The organism is Brachybacterium paraconglomeratum (assembly GCF_003994255.1).
GTDB classification, from domain to species: Bacteria; Actinomycetota; Actinomycetes; order Actinomycetales; family Dermabacteraceae; genus Brachybacterium; species Brachybacterium conglomeratum.
Window position 1 is genome coordinate 182,999 of sequence record NZ_ML133851.1, and the last position, 22,035, is coordinate 205,033.

Sequence of the window (22,035 nt, forward strand, 5' to 3'; positions counted from 1 at the left end):
TCCGCCCCTGCGACTCCCCGGCCCTCAGTTCCTCGCGAGGTCGCGCACCGCGCGCTCGAGCACGGGCCGGACCTCGAGGGACGGGTCGACGGTGAGCCGGTGCAGCAGCAGTCCGTCGCACAGTGCCATCAGCGCCCGCGCGGCGGGGACGGGGTCCGGGATGCCGACGTCGGCCGTGATCCGCTCGGTCCAGGTCTCGAAGGCCGCGCGCTGTCTGCGCAGGGGCGCGGCCAGCTCCTCGTCGGCGCCGATCTCGAGGAAGAGCGCGTAGCGGGCGCGGGTGCAGGCGGCGAGGGGGCCGCTCTGCGCCTCGAGCATGCGCGCGAGCAGGTCCGCGAGCTGCGCCGGGGCGGTGAGGTCGGGGAGCGCCGAGGGGTCGGCGTCGGCCCGCTCGCGCTCGGCGATGTGGTCCACGACCCCGGCGAGGAGGGCGCGGCGGGTGCGGAACCAGTTCGAGGTCGAGCCGGCGGGCAGCTCAGCGCGGGCGTCGATCCGGGCGTGGGTGAGCGCGCGGATCCCCTCCTCGCCCAGCAGCGCGACGGCCGCCTCGAGGCTCCGCTCCTTCGTCGTGGCCGCCATGGGCTCCCCTCTTCCTCTGCGCCCGCACTCGATCTACTATGCCCATAGTAGTCCTCGTCCCGAGGACTCCCCCTCGAGGAGCGTCGTCATGAGCGCATCCGAGTCCCTCCCCCTGGCCTCCCCCAAGGACCGCGCCTGGTCCCCGCCGCTCCCTCCGGCCGACGGCATCACCCATCGCAGGATCGCCGCGCCCGGCCTGCGCACCCATCTGGCGGAGTGCGGGCAGGGCGAGCCGGTGCTGCTCCTGCACGGGTTCCCCGAGCACTGGTGGCAGTGGCGGGACGTGGCGACGGGTCTGGCCGCCGCCGGGTACCGCGCCCTGATCCCGGATCTGCGCGGAGCGGGGTGGACGGAGGCGGACTCCCCCGCGCTCGACCGCACCTCCCGACTGCGAGACGTGCTCGCGCTGCTGGACGCCCTGGGGCTGGAGAGCGTGCGGCTGCTCAGCCACGACATGGGGGCGCTCACCGCGATGCAGCTGAGCTACGGGCATCCCGAGCGGGTGCTCTCCGCGGTGCAGCTCTCGGTGCCGCCGGCGTTCTTCGCCTTCTCCCCGCGGATCGTGCCGGGCTTCCGGCACCTGCCGCAGTTCCTGCTCCACCGGCGCGGGACCTCGCTGCGCAGGATCTTCTCCCCCGCCTATGTCGCACGCGGCATGACGGAGGAGGTGAAGGACCGCCACCGCGCGCCGCAGCGGCGCGCGGAGGTCGAGGCCGCCGTCCGCACGCTGCCCTGGCGGCAGATCCTGCCCGAGGCGCTCCGGATGAGCGCCGGGGTCTATCGTCGGCGCCGCCTCGCGGTGCCGACGATGGTGGTCTTCGACCACCAGGACCGCCCCTGGACGGAGCCGGTGGTGCGCCGCATCAGCCGGCATGCACCGCGCTGCGCGGACCGCGTCGAACTCGCCTTCGTCGAGGACGCCGCGCACTTCCTCACCGACGACGCGCCGGAGGAGGTCACCGCGCTCGCGCTGGAGTGGTTCGCACGGACCCGCTGATACCGCGCGCGGCGCGGCGCCGCCGGTCTCAGCGCTGCTCGGCGCGGCGCACCATCTCGTCGATCCAGAGCGGGGCGAAGGGCGAGGTGCATTTCGGCGGGGTCGGGTAGTCCTTCAGCACCTCGAGCCGCTCGCCGATCGCGATGGCGCGCTCGCGCCTGGCCTGGTCGTGGATGCCGATCTCGGCGAGGCACTGGTTCATCGCCCACTGCAGGCGCTCGGGGGCGTCCTTCATCTCCGCCTCGATCTGGTCGAGGAGCGCATCGAGATCGATCCCCTCGGGCGCCTCACCCGCCGGGGTCTTCGCGATCCGGTCGCTGGTGAGCGCCCATCCGGCGCTCGCGACGACGGGGTCGGCGTCGGCGAACCAGGCCTCGCGCAGCGCCTCGCGGTGCGGGCTCTTCTTGACCATGTAGCTGACCAGCCACTCGTGGACCTTCGGCGTCGGCGCCTCGCGCAGCATCGCATCGAGCTCCTCCTCGCCGTACTGCTTCGGTCGGGAGATCAGCAGCGCCAGCAGCTTCGGGGTGGAGTCCTCGGCAGGCGTCTCCCACAGGGCGCGGGCGAGGTCGGACCGGGTCCTCAGCCGCTTCGCGACCGCGCGGAGCTTGGTGAGGTTCACGGCGTGGTCGTCGCCGTGCTTCTCGTTCACCGCGCGCATCCGGTCGTCGGCGAGCGCGGCGAGCTCCTCGTGCAGGGCGGCGACCTCGGCCTCGAGCTCGCCGTCGGTGCGCTGGGTGGCGGCGGCAGTCATGGGCGGTGCTCCTTGCTCGCGGGAGCATCCAGGATACGGCCGAGCGCACACGCCAGCTCCTCGCGAGGCAGGCGGGCATCGAGCCGGTGGACGTGCGGCCGCCCCTCCAGCAGGGCATCGAGCGCGGCGAGGTGCGCCGCGGCGTCGGCAGGGCCGACGTGGCGACCGTTCGCCGCCTGCTCGGGCCGGTCGGGCGCGGCACGGCGGGAGGCGAGGCGCGCGGCGAGGGTCGCCTCGTCGGCCACGAGCGCGGCCTCGACGAAGCGTGCCCCGGCCTCGGCGGCGAGCTGCGCGAGCTGGTCGGGGAAGGCCGGGTGGGCGAGGTACTGGCCGATCAGCACGTCGTGCCCGTCGGCCAGATGCCTGCCCGCGAGCGCGAGGGCGAGGCGCCGTGCCTGGAGCCCGGAGCGGTGCAGGTCCTCCTCCCAGCCGCCGAGGGAGTGCTTCAGCTGGTCGACGTCGAGGGCGAGCGCGAGCGGGCGCCGGGCCGCGAGCAGCGCGGCGAGGGTGGACTTGCCGCTGCCGGGCGCGCCGTTGAGCAGCAGGAGGGCGGGGGCGGTCATCCCGGCAGTCTCTCGCGGATGCCGCGCCGGCGGGCCCGGGACGCGCCTCGGACCCGCCGCCGTCGACCGTCGGCCGGCGCTCTGCCCGCCGCTGCCGGCCGGGTCCTCGGGATCAGCCGACGCTCGCGCGCGGCGCGCCGATGCCCGGATCGATCCTCGGCACCTCGCCCGACCCGGGGCGGATGTCGATGTCGAAGATGTCCAGCGGCAGGTAGACCGTCGCGCAGGCGTTGGGGATGTCGACCACGCCGGAGAACCGGCCCTCGATCGGCGCGGCACCGAGCAGCAGGTAGGCCTGCTCGGCGGACCAGCCGAAGGTGGTCAGGTACTCGATCGCGTGCAGGCACGCCCGCTGGTAGGCGAGGTGCGAGTCGAGATAGCGCTGCTCGCCGTCGAGGGTGACGGAGGTGCCGGAGAAGCTCAGCCACTGCGAGTGCTGCGGGGCGGTGTTCCCGGGCATGAAGATCGCGTTCTCGGCGACGTTGTACTTCTCCATCCCGCCGGGGATCACGTCGACGTGCAGGTCGATGAACCCGCCCATCTCGATGCCGCCGCAGAAGGTGATCTCGCCGTCACCCTGGCTGAAGTGCAGGTCGCCGACGGAGAAGTTCGCCCCGTCCACGAACACCGGGTAGAAGATCCTGGTGCCGCGGGTGAGGTTCTTGATGTCCTGGTTGCCGCCGTTCTCGCGCGGCGGCGCGGTGCGGGCGCCCTCCCCCGCGACCCGGTCGAACTCGCCGTCGGGGACCCCGCCGAGGATCGCGCCGTCCGGCTCGGGCGGCAGGGCGAGTGCCGGCACGCGGTCCGGGTCGGTCGCGATCAGCGCCGCCTCGCGGGAGTTCCACCTCCCCAGCAGCTCCGGCGAGGGGGCGGTGCCCATGAGGCCGGGGTGGATCATGCCGGTGAACTCGACGCCGGGGACGTGGCGGGAGGTCGCCCTCTCGCCGCGGAAGTCCCACACGGCCTTGTAGGCGTCGGGGAACTGGTCGGTGAGGAAGCTGCCGCCGTTGCGCTTGGCGAAGATGCCGGTGTAGCCCCAGCCCTGCCCCGCGAGCGGGCCGTCGTCCTCCTGCGGGATCGGGCCGACGTCGAGGATGTCCACGATCAGCAGGTCGCCGGGCTTCGCCCCCTCGATGCGGAAGGGGCCGGAGAGGGTGTGGACGGTGTGCAGGGGCGCGGTGGCGATGTCCTCGGCGGAGTCGTCGTTCTTGATGTAGCCGTCGAACCACTCGCGGCAGTCCACGCGGAAGGTGTCGCCGGGCTTGACGCTGACGGCCGGCGGGATGTCCGGGTGCCAGCGGTTGTGACCGAGGATCTTCTGCTCGGTGAAGGGCTTCGCGGAGTCGAGGGGGAACACGTTCTGGGGCATGCTTCTCCTTCCACAGCGACGGGTCCGCGGATCGGCCCCGCCGGGTCCTGGGCCGGTCTCAGGGACGCGGCAGCCGCGCGTGGCGCGGGTCCGTCGAGGTGCGGGTCGCGGCGGGGCGGGCCCCGGGGACGCGGTCGACGACGGCGGGTTCGTGGGCGCTGCTCGCGGCGCGGTCCAGCAGCTGTCCGGCGGTCGAGCCGAGCCGGCCGAGGCGCGGGGCGCTCATCCGCCGACGGGCCGGCGCACCGCAGTCGGGGCAGAGGAGGTCCTCGTCGCGGGCGCTGATGGGCACCGAGCGCTCGTACTCGTGCGCGCTCTGGCAGCGGAACTCGTAGATCGGCATCGGACCCTCCTGTCGCCTGCGTCACATCTCCGGGATGGGCCCACCATAGGCAACTCGCGGCGGTTCCGCGACGACTTCGACGACCGGGCGGTCGCCGGGCGGGAGCGCGGCGGGAGCGCGGCGGGAGTCGGGTGGGAGCGGGGCCGGTGCCGGGCTCGGAGCAGGGACCGGGCGGGAGCCGGCTCAGAGCGGGAGCTTGAACCCGAGGTGGCTCGGGGCGTACCCGAGCCGGGTGTAGAAGCGGTGGGCGTCCGTGCGAGCCGCATCGGTGGTGAGCTGGGCGAGCGCGGCGCCGCGCTCGCGCCCCCAGCCATGGACCCACTGCATCAGCGCGGACCCGAGGCCGCTCCCCCGCGCGTCGGCGGCCACGCGCACCGACTCGATCTGCAGGCGCAGCGACCCTCCGCGGGAGAGGGACGGCAGCAGGGTGAGCTGCAGCGTGGCGAGCAGCGCGCCCGCCTCGTCGCGCGCCGCGAGCAGGAGATGCGCGGGATCCTGGTCGATCGCCGCGAAGGCCCGGCGATAGGGGCCGAGCTCCGGGGCCTCCCGCTCCCGGCCCAGCACGTCGTCGGCGAGCAGGGCGACGAGCTCGGGCAGGTCCGCCTCGCGCGCGCGGTGCAGGGCGACGGGGCCGGTGGGGAGGTCCAGGATGTCCAGAGCGGTCATGACGCCATTGTGCGTGTGCCCATCAGGAGGTGGGCACACGCTCCGGGTACCCGTCCTCGGCACAATGGCCCCATGAACGCGTCTCCGTCCTCCGCCACGCCCTTCTCCCCCGGCGCGCCCCGCAGCGCGCAGCTGTCCTTCTCGGACCAGCCGGCCTGGATCGTCGCCGACGAGGTGGTGGGCGGCTGGACCCTCCTGATCGGCGGCGTGGAGCAGTCCCACGTGGACCTCGAGGATCCGACGCGGCTCGTCCACGAATACCTGCACCGGATGGGCAACGTACTGGACCTGGTGCGGCCGGCCGGGGCGCCGCTGCGCATCGCGCACCTCGGCGGCGGGGCGCTGACCCTGGTCCGCTACGTGCAGGCGACCAGGCCCGGCTCCGCGCAGCTGGTGATCGAGATCGAGCGGGAGCTGCCCACCCTCGTCACCACCGCGCTGCCGCTGCCGGAGGGCACGGAGCTCGAGGTGGTCATCGGGGACGCGCGCGAGGAGCTCGCCGCGCTCGGGGAGCGGGAGTTCGACGTGATCGTGCTCGACGTCTTCTCCGGCCGGGACTCCCCCGCGCATCTCGCCGAGGCCGCGTTCCACCGCGAGGCCCTCTCCCGCCTGGGGGCCGACGGGCTGCTGATGGTGAACGTCGGCGACGACGCGGGGCAGCTCTTCCTCGCCGCGCAGGTGCGGGAGCTCGAGGCCGCCGCGGCGGTGGTGGGCGTGCCGGGGGTGTGGACGCTCACCGATGCGCAGCTGCTGACCCGCCCGGCCGACGGGAACATGGTGCTTCTGGCCGGCGGCGCGCTCGCCTCCCCGGCGGTCGAGGACTGGCGCGCAGCCTGGCTCGCGGCCGGGCCGCACCCGGCCGCGGTGCTCGACCCGACCGAGACCGACCGGGCCTTCGGCGCCTCGCGCCCCCGCTCCTGACGGGACGGGACCACCCGGCCCGGGACGACGACGGCCGCCGCCCCGGTGACGGGGCGACGGCCGTCGTGGCGAGGGCGGCTCAGACCAGCTCGATGCGGGCGCCGGGGTCGTTCATCACGATCACCGGGGTCACGGTCGGGTGCCCGGCCGCACGGATCGCGGCGAGGTCGGCGCGCAGCAGCGGCGTGCCGGCGACGACGCGATCACCGGTCGCGACGAGGGTCTCGAAGCCGTGCCCCTTCATCTCCACAGTGTCCAGGCCCACGTGGATCAGCACCTCGACGCCGTCCTCGAGGGTCAGCGCGACGGCGTGACCGGTGGGGAACACGTGGGCGACGGTGCCCTCGGCCGGGGCGAGCACGAGCCCGTCGCTCGGCTCGATCGCGATGCCGGGACCCATGACCCCCTGGGCGAAGGTCGGGTCCGGCACCTGGTCGAGCGGCACCGAGGTGCCCTCGACGGGCCGGCGCAGGCGCACGAGGGAGGAGGCCCGCAGCGCCGTGGCGCTCCCGCCTCCCGCCTCGTCGGCGTCCTGCTCCTCGAGGGCGCGGACGTCCTCCTCGGCGACGGGCCGGTCCGTGCCGCTCATGATCCGCTCCATCGCGTCCTTCACGAACTGGACGGAGGTCCCGTAGATCACCTGGACGGAGTGCCCGCCGGGCTTCATGGTCCCGGCGGCGCCCGCGCGCTTCAGCGCCGCCTCGTCGACCTTGGAGACGTCCGCGAGCTCCATCCGCAGGCGCGTCGCGCAGTTCTCGAGGTCGGTGATGTTCGAGGCGCCGCCGAGGGCGGCGAGGAAGGCGGTCGCGGTCGCGGCGTACCTGCCGTCGCTCGCGGCGTCCTCCCCCTCGACCCGGCCGTCGAAGGAGTCGTCGCGGCCGGGGGTCTTCAGGTCGAACCTGAGGATGATCCAGCGGAAGGCGAGGAAGTAGACGGCGAACCAGAAGATTCCCATCAGCGGGATCGCCCACGGGTTCTGCGCCATGGGGTTCACCCAGCCGAGGACCAGGTCGATGAACCCGCCGGAGAAGCCGAAGCCCATCCGCACCGGCAGCAGCGCGCTGATCGCCATGGAGATGCCGGTGAACAGCGCGTGGAGCACGTACAGGCCGGGGGCGAGGAACATGAACGCGAACTCGAGCGGCTCGGTCACGCCCACGAAGAACGCGGCGACGGCGCTGGAGAAGAGCACGCCCGCGGCGACCTTGCGCCGCGAGGTCCTCGCGGTGACGTACATGGCCAGGGCCGCACCGGGCAGTCCGAACATCATGATCGGGAAGAAGCCGGTCATGTACTGGCCGGTGACGCCGTAGGTGCCGGAGCCGTCCAGGAAGTTGCCCAGGTCGTTGATGCCGGCCACGTCGAACCAGAACACGGAGTTCAGCGCGTGGTGCAGTCCCAGCGGGATCAGCAGGCGGTTCAGGAAGCCGTAGAGGCCCACGCCCACCGGCCCGAGCGTCAGGATGAACTCGCCGAAGGCGACCAGCCCGCCGAAGGCCAGCGGCCAGACGAAGAACAGCACGAGCGCGAGCACGAGCGAGAGGCCCGCGGAGACGATCGCGACGGAGCGGCGACCGGAGAAGAAGGCGAGGGCGTCCGGCAGCTCGGTCTCCTTGAAGCGGTCGTAGGACCAGGCGCCGATGAGGCCGCACAGGATGCCCACGAAGACGTTCTCGAGGTTCGAGAAGGCGAGGTCCACCTCCGCCTCGTCGATGCCCTGGAACAGGGCGACGTTCTCAGCGGACAGGAGCGTGGTCACCACCAGCCAGGAGACGAGGCCGGCGAGGGCGGAGGTGCCGTCGGGCTTGGTGGCCATGCCGAGCGAGACGCCGATCGCGAACAGCAGCGGCAGGTTGTCCAGGAGCGCGCCGCCGGCGGTCTGGAAGAACACGCCGACGAGGTTCGCGTCGTTCCCGGTGGCGGTGAGGATCCAGTAGCCGATGCCGCTGAGGATCGCGGCGACGGGGAGGACGGCCACGGGCAGCATCAGCGATCTGCCCAGGCGCTGGAAGAACTTCATCGTTGCCTCTCGGAGGTGGGGCACGACGGAGCCCGCGGCGGGGCCGCGGGGCGGGGCGCGCCCGGTGTTGTCAGGGTCGGTGCGGGGCGCGGTGGGTCCCGCTCCCGGGTCCGGGATCGCGCCGACGTGCGATGGCGGCGCGGCAGGACCTGCCAGGTGCCCGTCGGACCGGCGGCGTCGCCGAGCAGGGTCCCGGTGCGGGGGCCGACGGCATTCTCGGGCCGCGTGGACGCTATCACGCCGGCGTCCCCGGCCCCGACGGCCGGCTCCGGGGCCGGCACGCACTCGCCGGCTCCCTCTCTTGATGTGCATACAACTGCAGTCCGTCAGCACGGAGATCCTCGCGACCCTCGCCGGAACGCCCCCTCTCTGCATACACTCATGCCATGCGGGCCAGTGACCGCGCCTACACGGCGCTGCGCGAGGAGATCATCGACGGCTCCCTCGCGCCCGGCGCCGTGCTGGGCGAGGTCGAGCAGTCCCGGCGCCTGGGCCTGTCCCGCACCCCGCTGCGCGAGGCCCTGGCCCGGCTGGTCTCCGACGGGCTCGCCGAGCCCGCCGCGGGCCGGGGGATCGTCGTCACCGCCGTCTCCCTCGAGGAGGCCGCTCCGCTGTTCGACCTCCGCATCGCGCTGGAGACCCTCGCCGCCCGTCGAACGGCGGAGCGCATAGCACGGTCCGACGGGACGTCCGGTGCGCGGGGCGGGGCCGACGCCTTCGCCGCTCTCGCCGACCGCTTCGCGCAGGCGCGCGGCCTCCTCGCCGCCGGCACCGACCCCACGGCCTACTACGCCCTGACCCGCGAGCTCGACGCCGCGCTGGACACCGCCTGCGGGAACGCCTATCTCGCCGAGTCCCTGCGCGGTCTCCGCCTGCACCTGGGCCGGCTGCGACGGCTGGCGCGCAACTCCCCGGACCGCCTCGCCGACTCCGCCCGCGAGCACGCCGACATCGCCCGCGCGATCGCCTCGGGGGATCCCGAGCTCGCCGCGGCGAGCACCCTCGTCCACCTCCGCCGCGCCCTCGCCCACCTGCAGGGCGCCGGCATCCCCACCGACTCCACCGCACTCGCCGCATCCGCCGAACCCGCCCACCAGGAGGCCACCGCATGATCGACCACGACGTCCGCGTCCACCGCTCCGAGGAGAACCTCGCCCACGAGGACCAGCTGGCCTGGAAGATGGCGCAGGTCGCCGTCGACCCGGCCGAGGTCGAGCCCGAGGTCGCCGAGATGGTGATCAACCGCGTCATCGACAACGCCGCCGTCGCCGTCGCCTCCCTCGCCCGCGCCCCGATCGTCTCCGCCCGCGCCCAGGCGCTCAGCCATCCCGTCCCCGCCGGCGGCACCGGCTCGAGCGTCTTCGGCCTCGAGACGCGCACCTCCCCCGAATGGGCCGCCTGGGCCAACGGCGTCGCCGTGCGCGAGCTCGACTACCACGACACCTTCCTGGCCGCGGACTACTCCCACCCCGGCGACAACATCCCGCCGCTGCTGGCCGTCGCCGAGCACGCCGGCCGCACCGGCGCCGAGCTGCTGCGCGGCATCGCCACCGGCTACGAGCTGCAGGTGGACCTGGTGCGCGCGATCTGCCTGCACGAGCACAAGATCGATCACGTCGCCCACCTCGGCCCGTCGGCCGCCGCCGGGATCGGCACGCTGCTGGGCCTTCCCGCGGAGACGATCTTCCAGGCGATCGGGCAGGCGCTGCACACCACCACTGCCACCCGCCAGTCCCGCAAGGGCGAGATCTCCACCTGGAAGGCGCACGCCCCCGCCTTCGCCGGGAAGATGGCCGTGGAGGCGGTGGACCGCGCGATGCGCGGCCAGACCTCCCCGGTCCCGATCTACGAGGGCGAGGACGGGGTGATCGCCTGGCTGCTGGGCGGCCCGGACGCCCGCTACATGGTGCCGCTGCCCGGGCCCGGCGAGGCCAAGCGCTCGATCCTGGACACCTACACCAAGGAGCACTCGGCCGAGTACCAGGCGCAGGCCTGGATCGACCTGGCACGGCGCCTGCATGCCGAGCACCCCGAGCTCGCCGACCCCGCGAACGTCGACTCGATCCTGCTGCGCACCTCTCACCACACCCACTTCGTGATCGGCTCGGGCGCGAACGACCCACAGAAGTACGACCCGACCGCATCCCGCGAGACGCTCGACCACTCGATCCCGTACATCTTCACGGTCGCCCTGCAGGACGGGACCTGGCACCACGTCGATTCCTACGCCCCCGAGCGCGCCGCCCGCGAGGACACCGTCGCGCTGTGGCAGAAGGTCACCACCGAGGAGGACGCGGAGTGGACCCGCCGCTACCACTCCCTGGACCTCACCGAGAAGGCCTTCGGCGGCGAGGTCGTGATCACACTGGCCGACGGCACGACGCTGCGCGACGAGATCGCGGTGGCCGATGCGCACCCCCAGGGCGCCCGCCCCTTCGCCCGCGCGCAGTACGTCGACAAGTTCCGCAGCCTCGCCGACGGCGTGCTCGAGGAGCGCGAGATCGCCCGCTTCCTCGACGCCGCGGAGAACCTCGCCGAGCTGCCCGCCGGGGAGCTGCACCGCCTGAACGTCCTGGCCGCGCCCGGCGTGCTCGACCCGTCGGCCGCCCCGAAGGGACTGTTCTGATGCTGTCCTCGACCCGCACCCCCGCCCAGAAGCGCCAGGACTTGCGCTCCCTGCTCACCCCCGGTGCGGCCGCCCCGTTCCCCGGCGCGTTCACGCCGTTGTCCGCGAAGCTCATCGAGGAGAAGGGCTTCCCAGGCGCATACATCTCAGGAGCCGTGATCGCGAACGAGCTGGGCCTGCCGGACACCGGCCTGACCACCCTCAGCGAGGTCGCCGCGCGCGGCGCCCAGATCGCCCGCGCCACCGACCTTCCCTGCCTGATCGACGCCGACACCGGCTTCGGCGAGCCGATGAACGTGGCCCGCACGAGCCAGGAGCTCGAGGACGCGGGGCTCGCGGGCTGCCACATCGAGGACCAGGTCAACCCCAAGCGCTGCGGGCACCTGGACGGCAAGACCATGGTCGACCTCGACACGGCGACCAAGCGGATCCGCGCCGCCGCCGACGGCAGGCGCGACCCCGGCTTCCTGGTCATGGCCCGCACCGATCTGCGTGCGACCGACGGCCTGCCCGCCGCGATCGACCGGATGAAGGCGCTGGTGGACGCGGGAGCCGAGGCGATCTTCCCCGAGGCGCTGGCGGACCTCGGCGAGTTCGAGCAGGTCTGCGCGGCGCTGGACGTCCCGGTGCTGGCGAACATGACCGAGTTCGGGAAGTCCCAGCTGCTCACCCGCGAGCAGCTCGCCGAGGCGGGCGTCGCGATGGTGATCTATCCGGTCACCCTGCTGCGCGCCGCGATGGGCGCGGCCGAGCGGGTGCTGGAGACGATCCTGGAGACCGGCACGCAGGAATCCCGTGTCCCGGAGATGCTCACGCGTGCGCGGCTGTACGAACTGGTGGACTATGAGTCCTACAGCCGCTTCGACGCCTCGGTCTTCAACTTCGAGGTCCCCGCCGCGCACGGCACCGACCCGCACGCCCCCGACCGGACACCGCCGTCGACGAAGGAGTGAGCCCCATGAACCACGCCACCGACACCTCCGAGATCAGGAAGGGCCTGAACGGCGTCGTCGCCGACGTCTCCGCGATCTCGAAGGTGAACCCCGAGACCAACTCGCTGCTCTACCGCGGCTATCCCGTCCCGCAGCTCGCCGCGACGCAGTCCTTCGAGGCGGTCGCCCATCTGCTGTGGACCGGGGAGCTGCCCGACGCGGACGAGCTCACCGCGCTGCAGGGACGTTTCCGCGCCCACCGCGACCTCGACCCGACGGTCAAGCAGGCCCTCGATGCGCTGCCGACGACCTGCCACCCGATGGACTCGGTGCGCACGGCCGTCTCGGTCCTCGGGGCACGAGATCCCGAGGCCGACGACTCCTCTCCCGGGAGCGAGCTCGCCAAGGCCGAACGGCTCACTGCGCAGCTGCCGGCCGTGATCGCCTACGAGCAGCGTCGGCGCCGCGCCGGCGGACCGACCGAGCCGGTCCCGGCCCGCGAGGACCTCGACCACTCCCGGAACTTCCTGTGGATGACCTTCGGCGAGGAGGCGGCGCCGGAGGTGGTCGACGCCTTCCGCGTCTCGCTGATCCTCTACGCCGAGCACTCCTTCAATGCCTCGACCTTCACCGCGCGCGTGATCACCTCGACCCTCGCCGACCTCCACTCGGCCGTGACCGGGGCGATCGGCGCGCTCAAGGGCCCGCTGCACGGCGGGGCGAACGAGGCGGTCATGCACACCTTCGACGAGATCGGGATCCGGCCCGAGGAGTCCGGCGCCGAAGCGAAGGAGCGGGCGAAGGCCTGGATGGAGGACGCGCTCGCGCAGAAGAAGAAGGTGATGGGCTTCGGCCACCGCGTCTACAAGCACGGCGACTCGCGCGTGCCCACCATGAAGCAGGCGCTGGACGCGATGATCGCCCACACCGGCCGCGACGAGATCCTGGGCCTGTACGACGGGCTCGAGCAGGCGATGGACGAGGCCAAGGGCATCAAGCCGAACCTCGACTATCCCGCCGGTCCCGTCTACCACCTGATGGGCTTCGACACCGAGCTGTTCACGCCGCTGTTCATCGCGGCGCGGGTGACCGGGTGGACGGCCCATGTGATGGAGCAGCGGGCGTCGAACGCGCTGATCCGTCCGCTGTCGCAGTACGACGGGGTGGATGAGCGGCCGGTCCCCGGCGCCTGATCCGGCCTGCGCCGCGAGGCGTGGCGCTCAGGCGCCGGGGAGGTCGGGCAGGGCCGCGGCGGCTGCGCGGATGTGCTCCGCCGTCAGTCTCGCGGCCTCCTCCGACTCCCCCGCCCGGAGCGCGTCGAGGATCTGCCGGTGCTGGGCGCGGAGCATGCCGGCCATCGCGTCCCAGTCCTCGACCTTGGTGAAGGCCTCGAGGATCGGCGCGCGCAGCGAGGCGCGGATCGCCCCGGTCATCTCCGCGAACAGCGCATTGCCCCCGGCGCGGGCGATCGCGACGTGGAACTCGGTGTCCGCGTCGTTGAAGTCCTCTCGGCTCGCACCGGGGCGGTCCATCCTCGCCAGGAGCTGCTCGAGCTCCGCGAGCGCCTCCGCGTCCGCGCGCTCCGCGGCGAGCGCGGCGCTGGCCCGTTCGAGCAGGACCCTCGTCTCGACCACGTCGTGAACGGGGAAGTTCGCGAGGGCGACGTGCAGTCGCAGGAAGCGCTCGAGGGCGGCGCGGGGCAGCGCGGCGACGAAGGTGCCGGCCCCGCGTCCGGAGCCGACCTCGGAGCGGAGCACCCCGTGGGCCTCGAGCACCCGGATCGCCTCGCGCACCCCGGTGCGGCTCACCTGCAGCCGGGAGGCGAGCTCCCGCTCGGGCGGGAGCAGGTCCCCGACGGCCAGCGCACCGCTCATGATCTGGTCCTCGATCGCGTCGATCACCAGCTCGTGGGTGCTGCGACGGGACACGGGTCCCCAGGCCGCGCCGCCGGCTCCGGCCGTGCTCCGATGCGGTCCGACCTCCGAGTGGTGCGCGTTCTCGACCATGGGCCCGTTCTAGCACAGCCGGCTCTGCGCGCGCACGGCCCCTCTCTCCGACGGCCCGCGCTCGACGAGTCCCGCCCCGAGCCCGTCCCGTCCGGGACTCCCCGGGGCTTGCCTCGCCGCCGCCCTGGCCCTACCATCGCAGTGTGGTCGGACCACACCGTGGTCCCCCGCTCCCACTCCCCTCACGACTCACCAGGCACGACATCGACGACGATGCAGTGCAGCACCGCCGCTGACGTGCCTCGGAGGTTCCCATGTACACCCCAGACCTCGCACCGCTGGCCGGCAGCCTGATGCTGTCCTCGCTCGTCGCGATCCTCCCCCTGCTGACGATCTTCGTGACCCTCGGCGTGCTGCGCTGGAAGGCCCACTGGGCGGGCCTGTCCGCGCTCGCCGTCGCCGGCCTCGTCGCCGCGCTCGTCTACGGCATGCCCCTGGACCTCGTCGCCCTCTCCGCCTCTCAGGGCTTCGCCTTCGGCCTCTTCCCGATCATGTGGATCGTGCTCAACGCGATCTGGCTGTACGAGCTCACCGTCCGCAGCGGACGCTTCGAGGACCTCCGCCTGGTCATCGACAAGATCTCCGACGACCCCCGGGTCCAGGCCATCATCATCGCCTTCTGCTTCGGCGGCCTGCTCGAGGCCCTCGCCGGCTTCGGCGCCCCCGTCGCGATCACCGGCGTGATGCTGATGGCCGTCGGCTTCACGGCGATGCGCGCCGCGACCGTGGTGCTCATCGCCAACACCGCCCCGGTCGCCTTCGGCGCGATCGCGATCCCGATCATCACCGCCGGCAACCTCACCGGCATCCCCTACCAGCACATCGGCGCGATCATCGGACACCAGGCGCCGTTCCTCGCCGCCGTGGTGCCGCTGTTCCTGGTGCTGCTGGTCGACGGCCGACGCGGGGTGCGCCAGCTGTGGCCGCTCGCGCTCGTGGTCGGCCTCGTCTTCGCGATCAGCCAGTACCTCTCCTCGAACTTCATCTCCGTCGAGCTCACCGACATCATCGCCTCCCTCGCCGGGCTCGGCGCCGCGGTGCTCATGCTGCGCGTGTGGACGCCCGTCGGCGGCGCGGATGCGCTGGCGAACATGCACCGCGAGCGCGAGACCGAGCAGGCCGACGCCCCGCAGGACGCGACCGGCGGCGGCGCGGTCGCCACCCGCACCCGACCCGACACCGCCCTGACCCCGGGCCGCGTGCTGATGGCCCTGTTCCCCTACCTGCTGGTGATCCTGGTCTTCTCCGCCTCGAAGCTGGTGCCCGCGCTGAACGCCTTCCTCGCCTCGACGGATCTGAAGATCCACTGGCCCGGCTTGGACGGCCGGGTGCTCACCGCCGCCGGGGAGGTCTCCACCAGCACCGTGTACACCCTCCAGTGGCTCTCCTCGCCGGGCACCCTGCTGCTGCTCACCGGGATCGTGGTGGCGCTCGTCTACCGACTCAGCGCGCGGGACGCCGTCGACGTGTACGCCACCAACCTCGTGAAGATGCGCTGGTCGATCCTCACCGTCGCCGCGGTGCTCGCGCTCGCCTACGTCATGAACCAGTCGGGCCAGACGATCACCATCGGCACATGGATCGCCGGCACCGGCGCCGCCTTCGCCTTCCTCTCCCCGATCCTGGGCTGGCTCGGCACCGCGGTCACCGGCTCGGACACGAGCGCCAACGCCCTGTTCGCGACGCTCCAGCAGACCGCCGCCGAGAAGGCCGGCCTCGATCCGGCGCTGCTGGTGGCCGCGAACACCTCCGGCGGCGTGGTCGGCAAGATGATCAGCCCCCAGAACCTCACCATCGCGGCCACGGCCGTGGGCCTGGTCGGTCAGGAGTCCGCGATCTTCCGCCGTGTGATCTGGTGGAGCCTCGGCATGCTCGTCGCGCTGTGCCTGCTGGTCGGGCTGCAGTCGAACGTGCTGTCCTGGATGATCCCCGCCCCCTGACCCGCTCCCGCACGCCCGATACGACCGTCCGACACGAAGGAGGACCCATGGTCCAGCGTCAGATCCCCCGCCCCTCCGAGCTCCTCGAGCTCATGAAGTTCAAGAAGATCGACCTCGACCCCAAGCGGCGACGGCTCTCCTCGGCGCTCACGATCGAGGACCTGCGCACGATCGCGAAGCGTCGCACTCCCGCCGCGGCCTTCGACTACACCGACGGCGCCGCCGAGCGGGAGATCTCGATGCGCCGTTCCGTCGAGGCCTTCGAGGACATCGAGTTCCACCCCTCGATCCTGAACGACGTCTCCTCGGTGGACACCACCACCCAGATCCTCGGCGGAAGCTCCGCGCAGCCCTTCGGCATCGCCCCCACCGGCTTCACCCGCCTGATGCAGACCGAGGGCGAGATCGCAGGTGCCTCGGCGGCCGGCGAGGCCGGTATCCCCTTCACCCTCTCGACGCTGGGCACGACTTCGATCGAGCACGTCAAGGAGGCGAACCCGCTGGGTCGCAACTGGTTCCAGCTCTACGTGATGCGCCAGCGGGAGATCTCCTACGGCCTGGTCGAGCGCGCGGCCGAGGCGGGCTTCGACACCCTCTTCTTCACGGTGGACACCCCCGTGGCCGGTGCGCGGCTGCGCGACTCCCGCAACGGGTTCTCGATCCCGCCGCAGCTCAGCCTCGGCACCGTCGTCAACGCGATCCCGCGCCCCTGGTGGTGGTGGGACTTCCTGACCACGGCGAAGCTCGAGTTCGCCTCCCTCTCGGAGACCGGCGGCACCGTCGGGGAGCTGCTGAACTCCGCGATGGATCCCTCGATCGACTTCGAGGACCTCGCCGAGATCCGGAAGATGTGGCCCGGGAAGTTCGCGGTCAAGGGGGTCCAGACCCTCGAGGACGCGAAGAAGCTCGCCGACCTCGGCGTCGACGCGGTCGTGCTCTCCAACCACGGCGGCCGCCAGCTGGACCGCGCCCCCGTGCCCTTCCATCTTCTGCCCGAGGTGTCCCGCGAGATCGGCAAGGACGTCGAGATCATCCTGGACACCGGCATCCGCAGCGGTGCCGACATCGTCGCCGCGATCGCGCTCGGCGCCGACTTCACGATGATCGGCCGCGCCTACCTCTACGGGCTCATGGCCGGCGGCAAGGAGGGCGTGGACCGCACCATCGAGATCCTCGCGAGCCAGGTCGAGCAGACCATGAAGCTGCTGCAGGTCCCCACCCTCGCCGATCTCGGCCCCCAGCACGTCACGCAGCTCAGCCGTCTCACCCGCCTGGGCGAGGAGGAGAGCCGCCCCCGGGTGCTCTGACCGCCCCGCCGCCCGTGTACATCTGCGGCGCGGAGTCCTAGGGTCGGGCCATGACCGACGACGCCGCCCCTGCCGCTCCCTCCCCCGCCGACCAGCACGCCCCGGACATCAAGCCGCGCAGCCGCACGGTCACCGACGGCCTCTCCGCCACCACCTCCCGCGGCATGCTGCGCGCGGTGGGGATGGGCGATGCGGACTGGGACAAGCCCCAGATCGGCATCGCGAGCTCCTGGAACGAGATCACCCCCTGCAACCTGTCGCTGGACCGGCTGGCCCGGGCCGCGAAGGAGGGCGTGCACTCCGGCGGCGGGTACCCGCTCCAGTTCGGCACCATCTCGGTCTCCGACGGGATCTCGATGGGGCACGAGGGCATGCACTATTCCCTCGTCTCCCGCGACATCATCGCCGACAGCGTCGAGACCGTGATGCTCGCCGAGCGGCTCGACGGCTCGGTGCTGCTGGCCGGCTGCGACAAGTCCCTGCCGGGGATGCTGATGGCCGCGGCGCGGCTCGACCTCGCGAGCGTCTTCGTCTACGCGGGCACGATCATGCCCGGGCGTGCCTCGCTCTCCGACGGCACCGAGAAGGACGTGACGATCATCGACGGCTTCGAGGCCGTCGGCGCCTGCGCCCGCGGGCTGATGAGCAGGGAGGACGTCGGCCGGATCGAGCGCTCCATCTGCCCGGGCGAGGGCGCCTGCGGCGGCTTCTACACCGCGAACACCATGGCGACTGTCGCGGAGTCGATCGGCATGTCGATCCCCGGCTCGGCCACTCCCCCGTCGGCCGATCGTCGCCGCGACGCCGACGCGCGCCGGGCGGGCGAGGCCGTGGTGGGGATGCTGAGGCAGGGCATCACGACCTCCGACATCATGACCAAGGCCGCCTTCGAGAACGCGATCAGCGTGGTGCAGGCCTTCGGCGGCTCGACCAACGCGGTGCTGCACCTTCTCGCGATCGCGCACGAGGCGGGCGTGGACCTCACCCTCGAGGACTTCGCCCGGATCGGCGCGAAGGTGCCGCACCTCGCGGACCTCAAGCCCTACGGCCGCTACGTCATGAACGACGTCGACCACGTGGGCGGCATCCAGGTCGTGATGAAGACGCTGCTGGACGAGGGCCTGCTTGACGGGGACTGCCTGACCGTCACCGGCCGCACGATCGGCGAGAACCTCGAGGTCCTCTCGCCCCGCCCGGCCGACGGGACCGTGCTGCGCCCGGCGTCCGCGCCGATCGCCCCGACCGGCGGGATCACGATCCTGCACGGCTCGCTCGCCCCGGAGGGCGCGGTGGTGAAGTCCGCCGGCTTCGAGGAGGACGTCTTCGAGGGGACCGCGCGCGTGTTCGAGCGGGAGCAGCAGGCGCTGGACGCGCTGAACGACGGCACGATCGACCACGGCGACGTGGTGGTGATCCGCTACGAGGGCCCCAAGGGCGGGCCGGGCATGCGCGAGATGCTCGCGATCACCGGCGCGATCAAGGGCGCCGGGCTCGGCAAGGACGTGCTGCTGATGACCGACGGCCGCTTCTCCGGCGGGACGACGGGCCTGTGCGTCGGCCACATCGCCCCGGAGGCGGTGGACGGCGGCCCGATCGCCTTCGTGCGCGACGGGGACCGGATCCGTCTGGACGTCGGCGCGGGCACCCTCGACCTGCTGGTCGACGAGGCGGAGCTCGCCGCGCGCCGGGAGGGCTGGGAGCCGCTGCCGCCTAAGTTCACCAAGGGCGTGCTGGGCAAGTACGTGAAGCTCGTGAAGTCCGCCTCCCGCGGCGCGATCCTCGGGGACTGAGCGGGGCGAGGACGGCTCAGGGCTCGGCGACGAGCAGCACGAGGGACCCCTCGTAGCGCGGCAGGGTGCGCAGCGCGCCATGACGGGCGTCCCAGGTCCCGTCGAGCAGGTCCCCGGCGAGCTCCCGGGTGAAGCGGTCGATCACCGCGGGCTCGACGAGGCTCCAGGCCGAGCAGGCGCGCTGCGCCTCGGCATCGAGCAGGTGCTCGGGCCGTCCGAAGTAGGCCTCGGTGAACCCGTCGGTGCAGCCCTGCGGGATGAGCACGGTGCTGACCGAGATGCTGCCGCCGAGCCCGTCGGCGAGCGCGTCCGGCGACGGGTAGCGGCGCGCCTCGACCTCGAGCACCTCCGGCGCGTACTCCCGCACCCAGAACTCCTCGACGCGGGTCGGGTCACAGGTGAGGATCACGACCGGGCCGCGCGTCACGCGGCGCAGCTCGGCGAGGCCCGCAGGAAGGTCCCGCCACTGGTGGACGCTGAAGGTGGTCATGGCGGCGTCGAAGGAGTCGTCGGCGAAGGGCAGCTGCTCGGCGGTCGCGTCCACGGCCGGGGACAGGTGGGCGGGGCGCTGGGCGCGCATCATCGCGGAGGGCTCGACGGCGGTGACCTCTCGGTCCGTCGGCTCGTAGGAGCCCGCCCCGGCGCCGACGTTCAGCACGGTGCGCGCCTCGCCGAGCGCCTGGGTGATCACGGACGCGAGCCGCGGGTCGGGGCGTCGGTAGCGGGAGTAGGTGGACCCGAGGGCGCCGTAGTCCGCGTCTCCCGCGCTGCCGTCCTGCATGCGCTGCGTCATGGGTGTCAGCCTAGTGAGGGGAGCGGGCGTGCACGGCGGCATGGGGTCGCGCGCCCGGGTCCGTGCGCGTCTCGACGTCGAGGACCTCGAGCCCTGCCTCCTCCACGAGCTCGGTCATCCGGCCGGCGGGCCAGTGCTGCGCCGGCGCGACGGCGTGGTCGAAGGGCTCCTGCCGCGCCCCGTCGAAGAACCCCAGCAGCAGGGTCCCGCCGGGACGCAGGGCCCGGTGCAGCGCACCGAGGGCGCCGGGCATCTCCGCGGGCTCGAGATGGATCAGCGAGTACCAGGCGAGGATCCCGCCCCAGGCGCCCGGATGCCCATCGAGGTCGGCGAGCGCGGCGCGGCGGAAGACGGTGCCTGGATGGCGGTCCCGGGCGCTCCGCACGAACTCCGCCACCGGGTCCCAGCCCTCGACCTCGAGGCCGAGCGCCGCGAGGTGCGCGGTCCAGTGTCCGGGGCCGCAGCCGAGATCGAGCAGCGGCCCACAGGCCGTGCGGGCCCAGGTCTCGATCCGTCGGACGTCCGCAGGGGCCATCGCCTCGACGCTGCCGAGCAGCGCGGTGTACTCCTCGGCGCGGCGGGCGTAGGCCTCGAGCACTGTCATCCCGACGAGCGTAGGTGAGGCGCGGCCCCTCACCTCGGCGCCACGACGGTGATGGTCCCGCGCTCCCCGTCGACGCGCACCTCGGCACCCTCCTCGAGCCGCTCCATCGCCTCCGGCACGGCGAGCACGGCGGGGATGCCGACCTCCCGGGCCACGATCGCCGCGTGGGAGAGCATCCCTCCGGTCTCGGTGATCACGGCGGCGATCAGCGGGAAGAGCGGGGTCCAGGCCGGATCGGTGCTGCGGGCGAGCAGCACGTCGCCGGGACGGACCCGGGAGAGCTCCGCGACGGAGCGCAGCAGTCGCACCGTGCCGGTCGCCGACCCGCCGCTCGCCCCGACCCCGCGGAGCACGGTGCCCGTCCCGTCGCCGCGCGGCCGCTCGTCCGTCGGCTCGGGGAGGGCGGCGGTGAGCGGACGGGCCTGGAGCAGGTGCACGCCCGCTGCGTCGACGGCCCATTCGAGGTCGACGGGGCCGCCCAGGTGCTCCTCGACGCGTCGGCCGAGCGCGTCGATCTCGAGCACGCGGTCCTCGCCGAGCGGTGCCCGGTCCCGGAGCGCGGCGGGCAGCGGCTCGCGGAGCACCCGGGCCTCTCGCCGCACCGCGAGGAGGTCGCGTGATCCCGGGCGGTGGGTGCGGGACCCGTCGTCGCGGAGCTCCCACCTGTCCGGGGTGACGGCGCCGCCGACGAGGCTATCCCCGAGTCCGTGGACGGCCTCGAGCACGCGGCGCTCCCCGGTGAACAGCACGCCGGCGGCGTCGGCGTCGACGAGCACCTGGACGAGCACGGCCATGCCGTCGGCGTCGTCCTCTCCGGTGTCGGGACGTGGGTCGAGACGTCGTGGCGACCACCAGGACGCCCAGCAGCGCACCACCGCCTCCGCCACCGCCTCGGGACCGCGGACGCCCAGGACGGTCTCGTGCAGGCCGGCGCCGGCGGTCTCGGGCGAGTCCTCGGTCGTGGCGGAGGAGCGCACGGCGACCGGGGTGTCGCGTCCGCCCGGGAGCGCGTCCAGCGCATCGGCGAGCTCGGCGCGCAGCACGGCGTCCGCGCCCTGGGCGACGAGTCGATCGCGGATCTCCGTCCCGCTCGCACCGGGTGCTCCGCAGACCGCGAGGTGGCGCTCGACCTCGGACAGCGTCACCACGAATCCCGCGGGCACCGGGAATCCGGCCCGACGGAGCCCTGCGAGCGGCGCGGCCTTGCCGCCGAGCTCCGCCCGTGTCTCCTCCCCGAGCATCGGCAGCCTCATGCGGTGTCGTCCTCGAGATGGGAGCGGTCGTTGACGCAGAGGAGCATGGGCAGCTCGTCCTGCTCGAGCACGATCGTGGTCAGCGCGGTGTTCTCGATCCTCCCCAGCGACATCCAGCTCACCGGGGGCGCCCCGAGGGCCTCGCGCACCAGCCACGAGACCTGGAACGCGTGCGTGACCAGGAGCTCCTCGGTGGAGCGTGCCCCGGGCGGGTGAGGGCGCAGGAAGCGGTCCGCGAGCTGTCCGGCGAGCTCGTGCCCGGCCGCTGCCTCCTCCTCGTCGATGCCGTCGAAGAAGGCCGCGCGGCGCGGGCTCAGCGAGTCGAGGTCGGGCACGAAGGGCACCGCGTCGACGAGCTCGGGGGCCTCGTCGACCAGCAGACCTCGGCGCCCCTCGGCGAGCACGGCGGCGCTGTCGACGGCGCGCGGCAGCGGCGAGTGCCAGATGACGTCGAGCGGGACGTCGGCGAGCCGCCGACCGAGGGCGCGGCACTGGGAGCGTCCCTCCTCGGTCAGCGCTCCGAGGGCGTCGGCCCGGCCGTGGCGGACGATGTGCAGGGTGCGGGTGGGCAT

The 22,035-nt window shown here is 73.1% G+C and carries 21 protein-coding genes; 9 read left to right on the top strand and 12 right to left on the bottom strand.

Annotated elements, in window-relative coordinates:
- Window positions 1–24 precede the first annotated feature (24 nt).
- Complete coding sequence (locus DS079_RS00840) at window positions 25–579, bottom strand: TetR/AcrR family transcriptional regulator (protein WP_126984428.1); 555 nt, start codon at window positions 577–579, stop codon at window positions 25–27.
- Between the two features lie 88 nt (window positions 580–667).
- Between DS079_RS00840 and DS079_RS00845 the strand changes: the two genes are divergently transcribed.
- Window positions 668–1,576 (top strand): alpha/beta fold hydrolase, encoded by a 909-nt coding sequence (locus tag DS079_RS00845; protein WP_126984429.1) that lies wholly within the window; start codon window positions 668–670, stop codon window positions 1,574–1,576.
- Between the two features lie 28 nt (window positions 1,577–1,604).
- Here the strand turns inward: DS079_RS00845 and DS079_RS00850 are convergent, their stop codons facing one another.
- From DS079_RS00850 to DS079_RS00870, 5 genes are all read right to left on the bottom strand, one after another.
- The gene (locus DS079_RS00850; protein WP_126984430.1) at window positions 1,605–2,330 is read right to left on the bottom strand and encodes a DNA alkylation repair protein; all 726 of its coding nucleotides are present in this window, start codon (window positions 2,328–2,330) and stop codon (window positions 1,605–1,607) included.
- Window positions 2,327–2,893, bottom strand: a complete 567-nt coding sequence (locus DS079_RS00855) for a P-loop nucleotide/nucleoside kinase family protein (RefSeq protein ID WP_126984431.1) — start codon at window positions 2,891–2,893, stop codon at window positions 2,327–2,329. The genes DS079_RS00850 and DS079_RS00855 overlap by 4 nt, the downstream gene beginning before the upstream one ends.
- A 112-nt stretch (window positions 2,894–3,005) precedes the next feature.
- Window positions 3,006–4,262, bottom strand: a complete 1,257-nt coding sequence (fmdA, locus tag DS079_RS00860) for a formamidase (RefSeq protein ID WP_126984432.1) — start codon at window positions 4,260–4,262, stop codon at window positions 3,006–3,008.
- Window positions 4,263–4,320: 58 nt separating this feature from the next.
- Complete coding sequence (locus tag DS079_RS00865; protein ID WP_070499862.1) at window positions 4,321–4,605, bottom strand: FmdB family zinc ribbon protein; 285 nt, start codon at window positions 4,603–4,605, stop codon at window positions 4,321–4,323.
- Between the two features lie 183 nt (window positions 4,606–4,788).
- Window positions 4,789–5,271 carry a GNAT family N-acetyltransferase gene (locus tag DS079_RS00870; protein WP_126984433.1) on the bottom strand — a complete coding sequence of 161 codons (483 nt, stop codon included), beginning with the start codon at window positions 5,269–5,271 and terminating at the stop codon, window positions 4,789–4,791.
- A gap of 72 nt (window positions 5,272–5,343) precedes the next feature.
- Between DS079_RS00870 and DS079_RS00875 the strand changes: the two genes are divergently transcribed.
- Entirely contained in the window at window positions 5,344–6,192 is an 849-nt protein-coding gene (locus DS079_RS00875) for a spermidine synthase (RefSeq protein WP_126984434.1), read from the top strand.
- Window positions 6,193–6,271: 79 nt separating this feature from the next.
- On the opposite strand, the gene nagE is transcribed toward DS079_RS00875, so the two are convergent.
- Entirely contained in the window at window positions 6,272–8,212 is a 1,941-nt protein-coding gene (gene nagE, locus DS079_RS00880) for an N-acetylglucosamine-specific PTS transporter subunit IIBC (RefSeq protein WP_126984435.1), read from the bottom strand.
- A gap of 386 nt (window positions 8,213–8,598) precedes the next feature.
- On the opposite strand from nagE, the gene DS079_RS00885 reads away from it, so the two are divergent.
- From DS079_RS00885 to DS079_RS00900, 4 genes are read left to right on the top strand one after another with little or no spacing between them, the layout of a single operon-like run.
- A complete protein-coding gene (locus tag DS079_RS00885) occupies window positions 8,599–9,324 on the top strand; it encodes a GntR family transcriptional regulator (RefSeq protein WP_126984436.1) in 726 nt (241 codons plus the stop codon).
- Window positions 9,321–10,838, top strand: coding sequence for an MmgE/PrpD family protein (locus DS079_RS00890; protein WP_126984437.1), 1,518 nt, complete (start codon window positions 9,321–9,323; stop codon window positions 10,836–10,838). Before DS079_RS00885 ends, DS079_RS00890 begins: the two co-directional genes overlap by 4 nt.
- A complete protein-coding gene (prpB, locus tag DS079_RS00895; RefSeq protein WP_126984438.1) occupies window positions 10,838–11,791 on the top strand; it encodes a methylisocitrate lyase in 954 nt (317 codons plus the stop codon). The genes DS079_RS00890 and prpB overlap by 1 nt, the downstream gene beginning before the upstream one ends.
- 5 nt (window positions 11,792–11,796) lie before the next feature.
- Window positions 11,797–12,963: a bifunctional 2-methylcitrate synthase/citrate synthase gene (locus tag DS079_RS00900; protein ID WP_126984439.1), complete on the top strand. Its 1,167-nt coding sequence runs from the start codon at window positions 11,797–11,799 to the stop codon at window positions 12,961–12,963.
- Window positions 12,964–12,990: 27 nt separating this feature from the next.
- On the opposite strand, the gene DS079_RS00905 is transcribed toward DS079_RS00900, so the two are convergent.
- Window positions 12,991–13,776: a FadR/GntR family transcriptional regulator gene (locus DS079_RS00905; RefSeq protein WP_126984440.1), complete on the bottom strand. Its 786-nt coding sequence runs from the start codon at window positions 13,774–13,776 to the stop codon at window positions 12,991–12,993.
- A gap of 254 nt (window positions 13,777–14,030) precedes the next feature.
- Here DS079_RS00905 and DS079_RS00910 point away from each other — a divergent pair, with 254 nt between their 5' ends.
- The 3 genes from DS079_RS00910 to ilvD are packed head-to-tail and all read left to right on the top strand — an operon-like array spanning window position 14,031 to window position 18,813.
- Window positions 14,031–15,716, top strand: coding sequence for an L-lactate permease (locus DS079_RS00910; RefSeq protein WP_126984441.1), 1,686 nt, complete (start codon window positions 14,031–14,033; stop codon window positions 15,714–15,716).
- A gap of 47 nt (window positions 15,717–15,763) precedes the next feature.
- Complete coding sequence (locus DS079_RS00915) at window positions 15,764–17,023, top strand: alpha-hydroxy acid oxidase (protein ID WP_010550942.1); 1,260 nt, start codon at window positions 15,764–15,766, stop codon at window positions 17,021–17,023.
- Between the two features lie 50 nt (window positions 17,024–17,073).
- Window positions 17,074–18,813, top strand: coding sequence for a dihydroxy-acid dehydratase (gene ilvD / locus DS079_RS00920; RefSeq protein ID WP_126984442.1), 1,740 nt, complete (start codon window positions 17,074–17,076; stop codon window positions 18,811–18,813).
- Window positions 18,814–18,829: 16 nt separating this feature from the next.
- Here the strand turns inward: ilvD and DS079_RS00925 are convergent, their stop codons facing one another.
- From DS079_RS00925 to DS079_RS00940, 4 genes are read right to left on the bottom strand one after another with little or no spacing between them, the layout of a single operon-like run.
- The gene (locus tag DS079_RS00925) at window positions 18,830–19,606 is read right to left on the bottom strand and encodes a class I SAM-dependent methyltransferase (RefSeq protein WP_126984443.1); all 777 of its coding nucleotides are present in this window, start codon (window positions 19,604–19,606) and stop codon (window positions 18,830–18,832) included.
- 10 nt (window positions 19,607–19,616) lie between these two features.
- Window positions 19,617–20,210 carry a class I SAM-dependent methyltransferase gene (locus tag DS079_RS00930; RefSeq protein ID WP_126984444.1) on the bottom strand — a complete coding sequence of 198 codons (594 nt, stop codon included), beginning with the start codon at window positions 20,208–20,210 and terminating at the stop codon, window positions 19,617–19,619.
- A 29-nt stretch (window positions 20,211–20,239) separates the two neighbouring features.
- Window positions 20,240–21,463, bottom strand: coding sequence for a PEP/pyruvate-binding domain-containing protein (locus DS079_RS00935; RefSeq protein WP_126984445.1), 1,224 nt, complete (start codon window positions 21,461–21,463; stop codon window positions 20,240–20,242).
- On the bottom strand, window positions 21,460–22,035 hold the full coding sequence (locus DS079_RS00940; protein ID WP_126984446.1) for a histidine phosphatase family protein: 576 nt from the start codon (window positions 22,033–22,035) through the stop codon (window positions 21,460–21,462). Before DS079_RS00940 ends, DS079_RS00935 begins: the two co-directional genes overlap by 4 nt.

What these genes read in the sequence shown, in the direction of transcription:
- fmdA (WP_126984432.1), bottom strand. Translation starts at nt 4,262, where the DNA reads ATGCCCCAGAACGTGTTCCCCCTCGACTCCGCGAAGCCCTTCACCGAG.
- DS079_RS00845 (WP_126984429.1), top strand. Translation starts at nt 668, where the DNA reads ATGAGCGCATCCGAGTCCCTCCCCCTGGCCTCCCCCAAGGACCGCGCC.
- DS079_RS00855 (WP_126984431.1), bottom strand. Translation starts at nt 2,893, where the DNA reads ATGACCGCCCCCGCCCTCCTGCTGCTCAACGGCGCGCCCGGCAGCGGC.
- DS079_RS00910 (WP_126984441.1), top strand. Translation starts at nt 14,031, where the DNA reads ATGTACACCCCAGACCTCGCACCGCTGGCCGGCAGCCTGATGCTGTCC.
- prpB (WP_126984438.1), top strand. Translation starts at nt 10,838, where the DNA reads ATGCTGTCCTCGACCCGCACCCCCGCCCAGAAGCGCCAGGACTTGCGC.
- DS079_RS00940 (WP_126984446.1), bottom strand. Translation starts at nt 22,035, where the DNA reads ATGCCCACCCGCACCCTGCACATCGTCCGCCACGGCCGGGCCGACGCC.
- DS079_RS00885 (WP_126984436.1), top strand. Translation starts at nt 8,599, where the DNA reads ATGCGGGCCAGTGACCGCGCCTACACGGCGCTGCGCGAGGAGATCATC.
- DS079_RS00865 (WP_070499862.1), bottom strand. Translation starts at nt 4,605, where the DNA reads ATGCCGATCTACGAGTTCCGCTGCCAGAGCGCGCACGAGTACGAGCGC.
- DS079_RS00925 (WP_126984443.1), bottom strand. Translation starts at nt 19,606, where the DNA reads ATGACGCAGCGCATGCAGGACGGCAGCGCGGGAGACGCGGACTACGGC.
- DS079_RS00875 (WP_126984434.1), top strand. Translation starts at nt 5,344, where the DNA reads ATGAACGCGTCTCCGTCCTCCGCCACGCCCTTCTCCCCCGGCGCGCCC.
- DS079_RS00930 (WP_126984444.1), bottom strand. Translation starts at nt 20,210, where the DNA reads ATGACAGTGCTCGAGGCCTACGCCCGCCGCGCCGAGGAGTACACCGCG.
- nagE (WP_126984435.1), bottom strand. Translation starts at nt 8,212, where the DNA reads ATGAAGTTCTTCCAGCGCCTGGGCAGATCGCTGATGCTGCCCGTGGCC.
- DS079_RS00840 (WP_126984428.1), bottom strand. Translation starts at nt 579, where the DNA reads ATGGCGGCCACGACGAAGGAGCGGAGCCTCGAGGCGGCCGTCGCGCTG.
- DS079_RS00915 (WP_010550942.1), top strand. Translation starts at nt 15,764, where the DNA reads ATGGTCCAGCGTCAGATCCCCCGCCCCTCCGAGCTCCTCGAGCTCATG.
- DS079_RS00870 (WP_126984433.1), bottom strand. Translation starts at nt 5,271, where the DNA reads ATGACCGCTCTGGACATCCTGGACCTCCCCACCGGCCCCGTCGCCCTG.
- DS079_RS00905 (WP_126984440.1), bottom strand. Translation starts at nt 13,776, where the DNA reads ATGGTCGAGAACGCGCACCACTCGGAGGTCGGACCGCATCGGAGCACG.
- DS079_RS00900 (WP_126984439.1), top strand. Translation starts at nt 11,797, where the DNA reads ATGAACCACGCCACCGACACCTCCGAGATCAGGAAGGGCCTGAACGGC.
- DS079_RS00850 (WP_126984430.1), bottom strand. Translation starts at nt 2,330, where the DNA reads ATGACTGCCGCCGCCACCCAGCGCACCGACGGCGAGCTCGAGGCCGAG.
- DS079_RS00935 (WP_126984445.1), bottom strand. Translation starts at nt 21,463, where the DNA reads ATGAGGCTGCCGATGCTCGGGGAGGAGACACGGGCGGAGCTCGGCGGC.
- DS079_RS00890 (WP_126984437.1), top strand. Translation starts at nt 9,321, where the DNA reads ATGATCGACCACGACGTCCGCGTCCACCGCTCCGAGGAGAACCTCGCC.
- ilvD (WP_126984442.1), top strand. Translation starts at nt 17,074, where the DNA reads ATGACCGACGACGCCGCCCCTGCCGCTCCCTCCCCCGCCGACCAGCAC.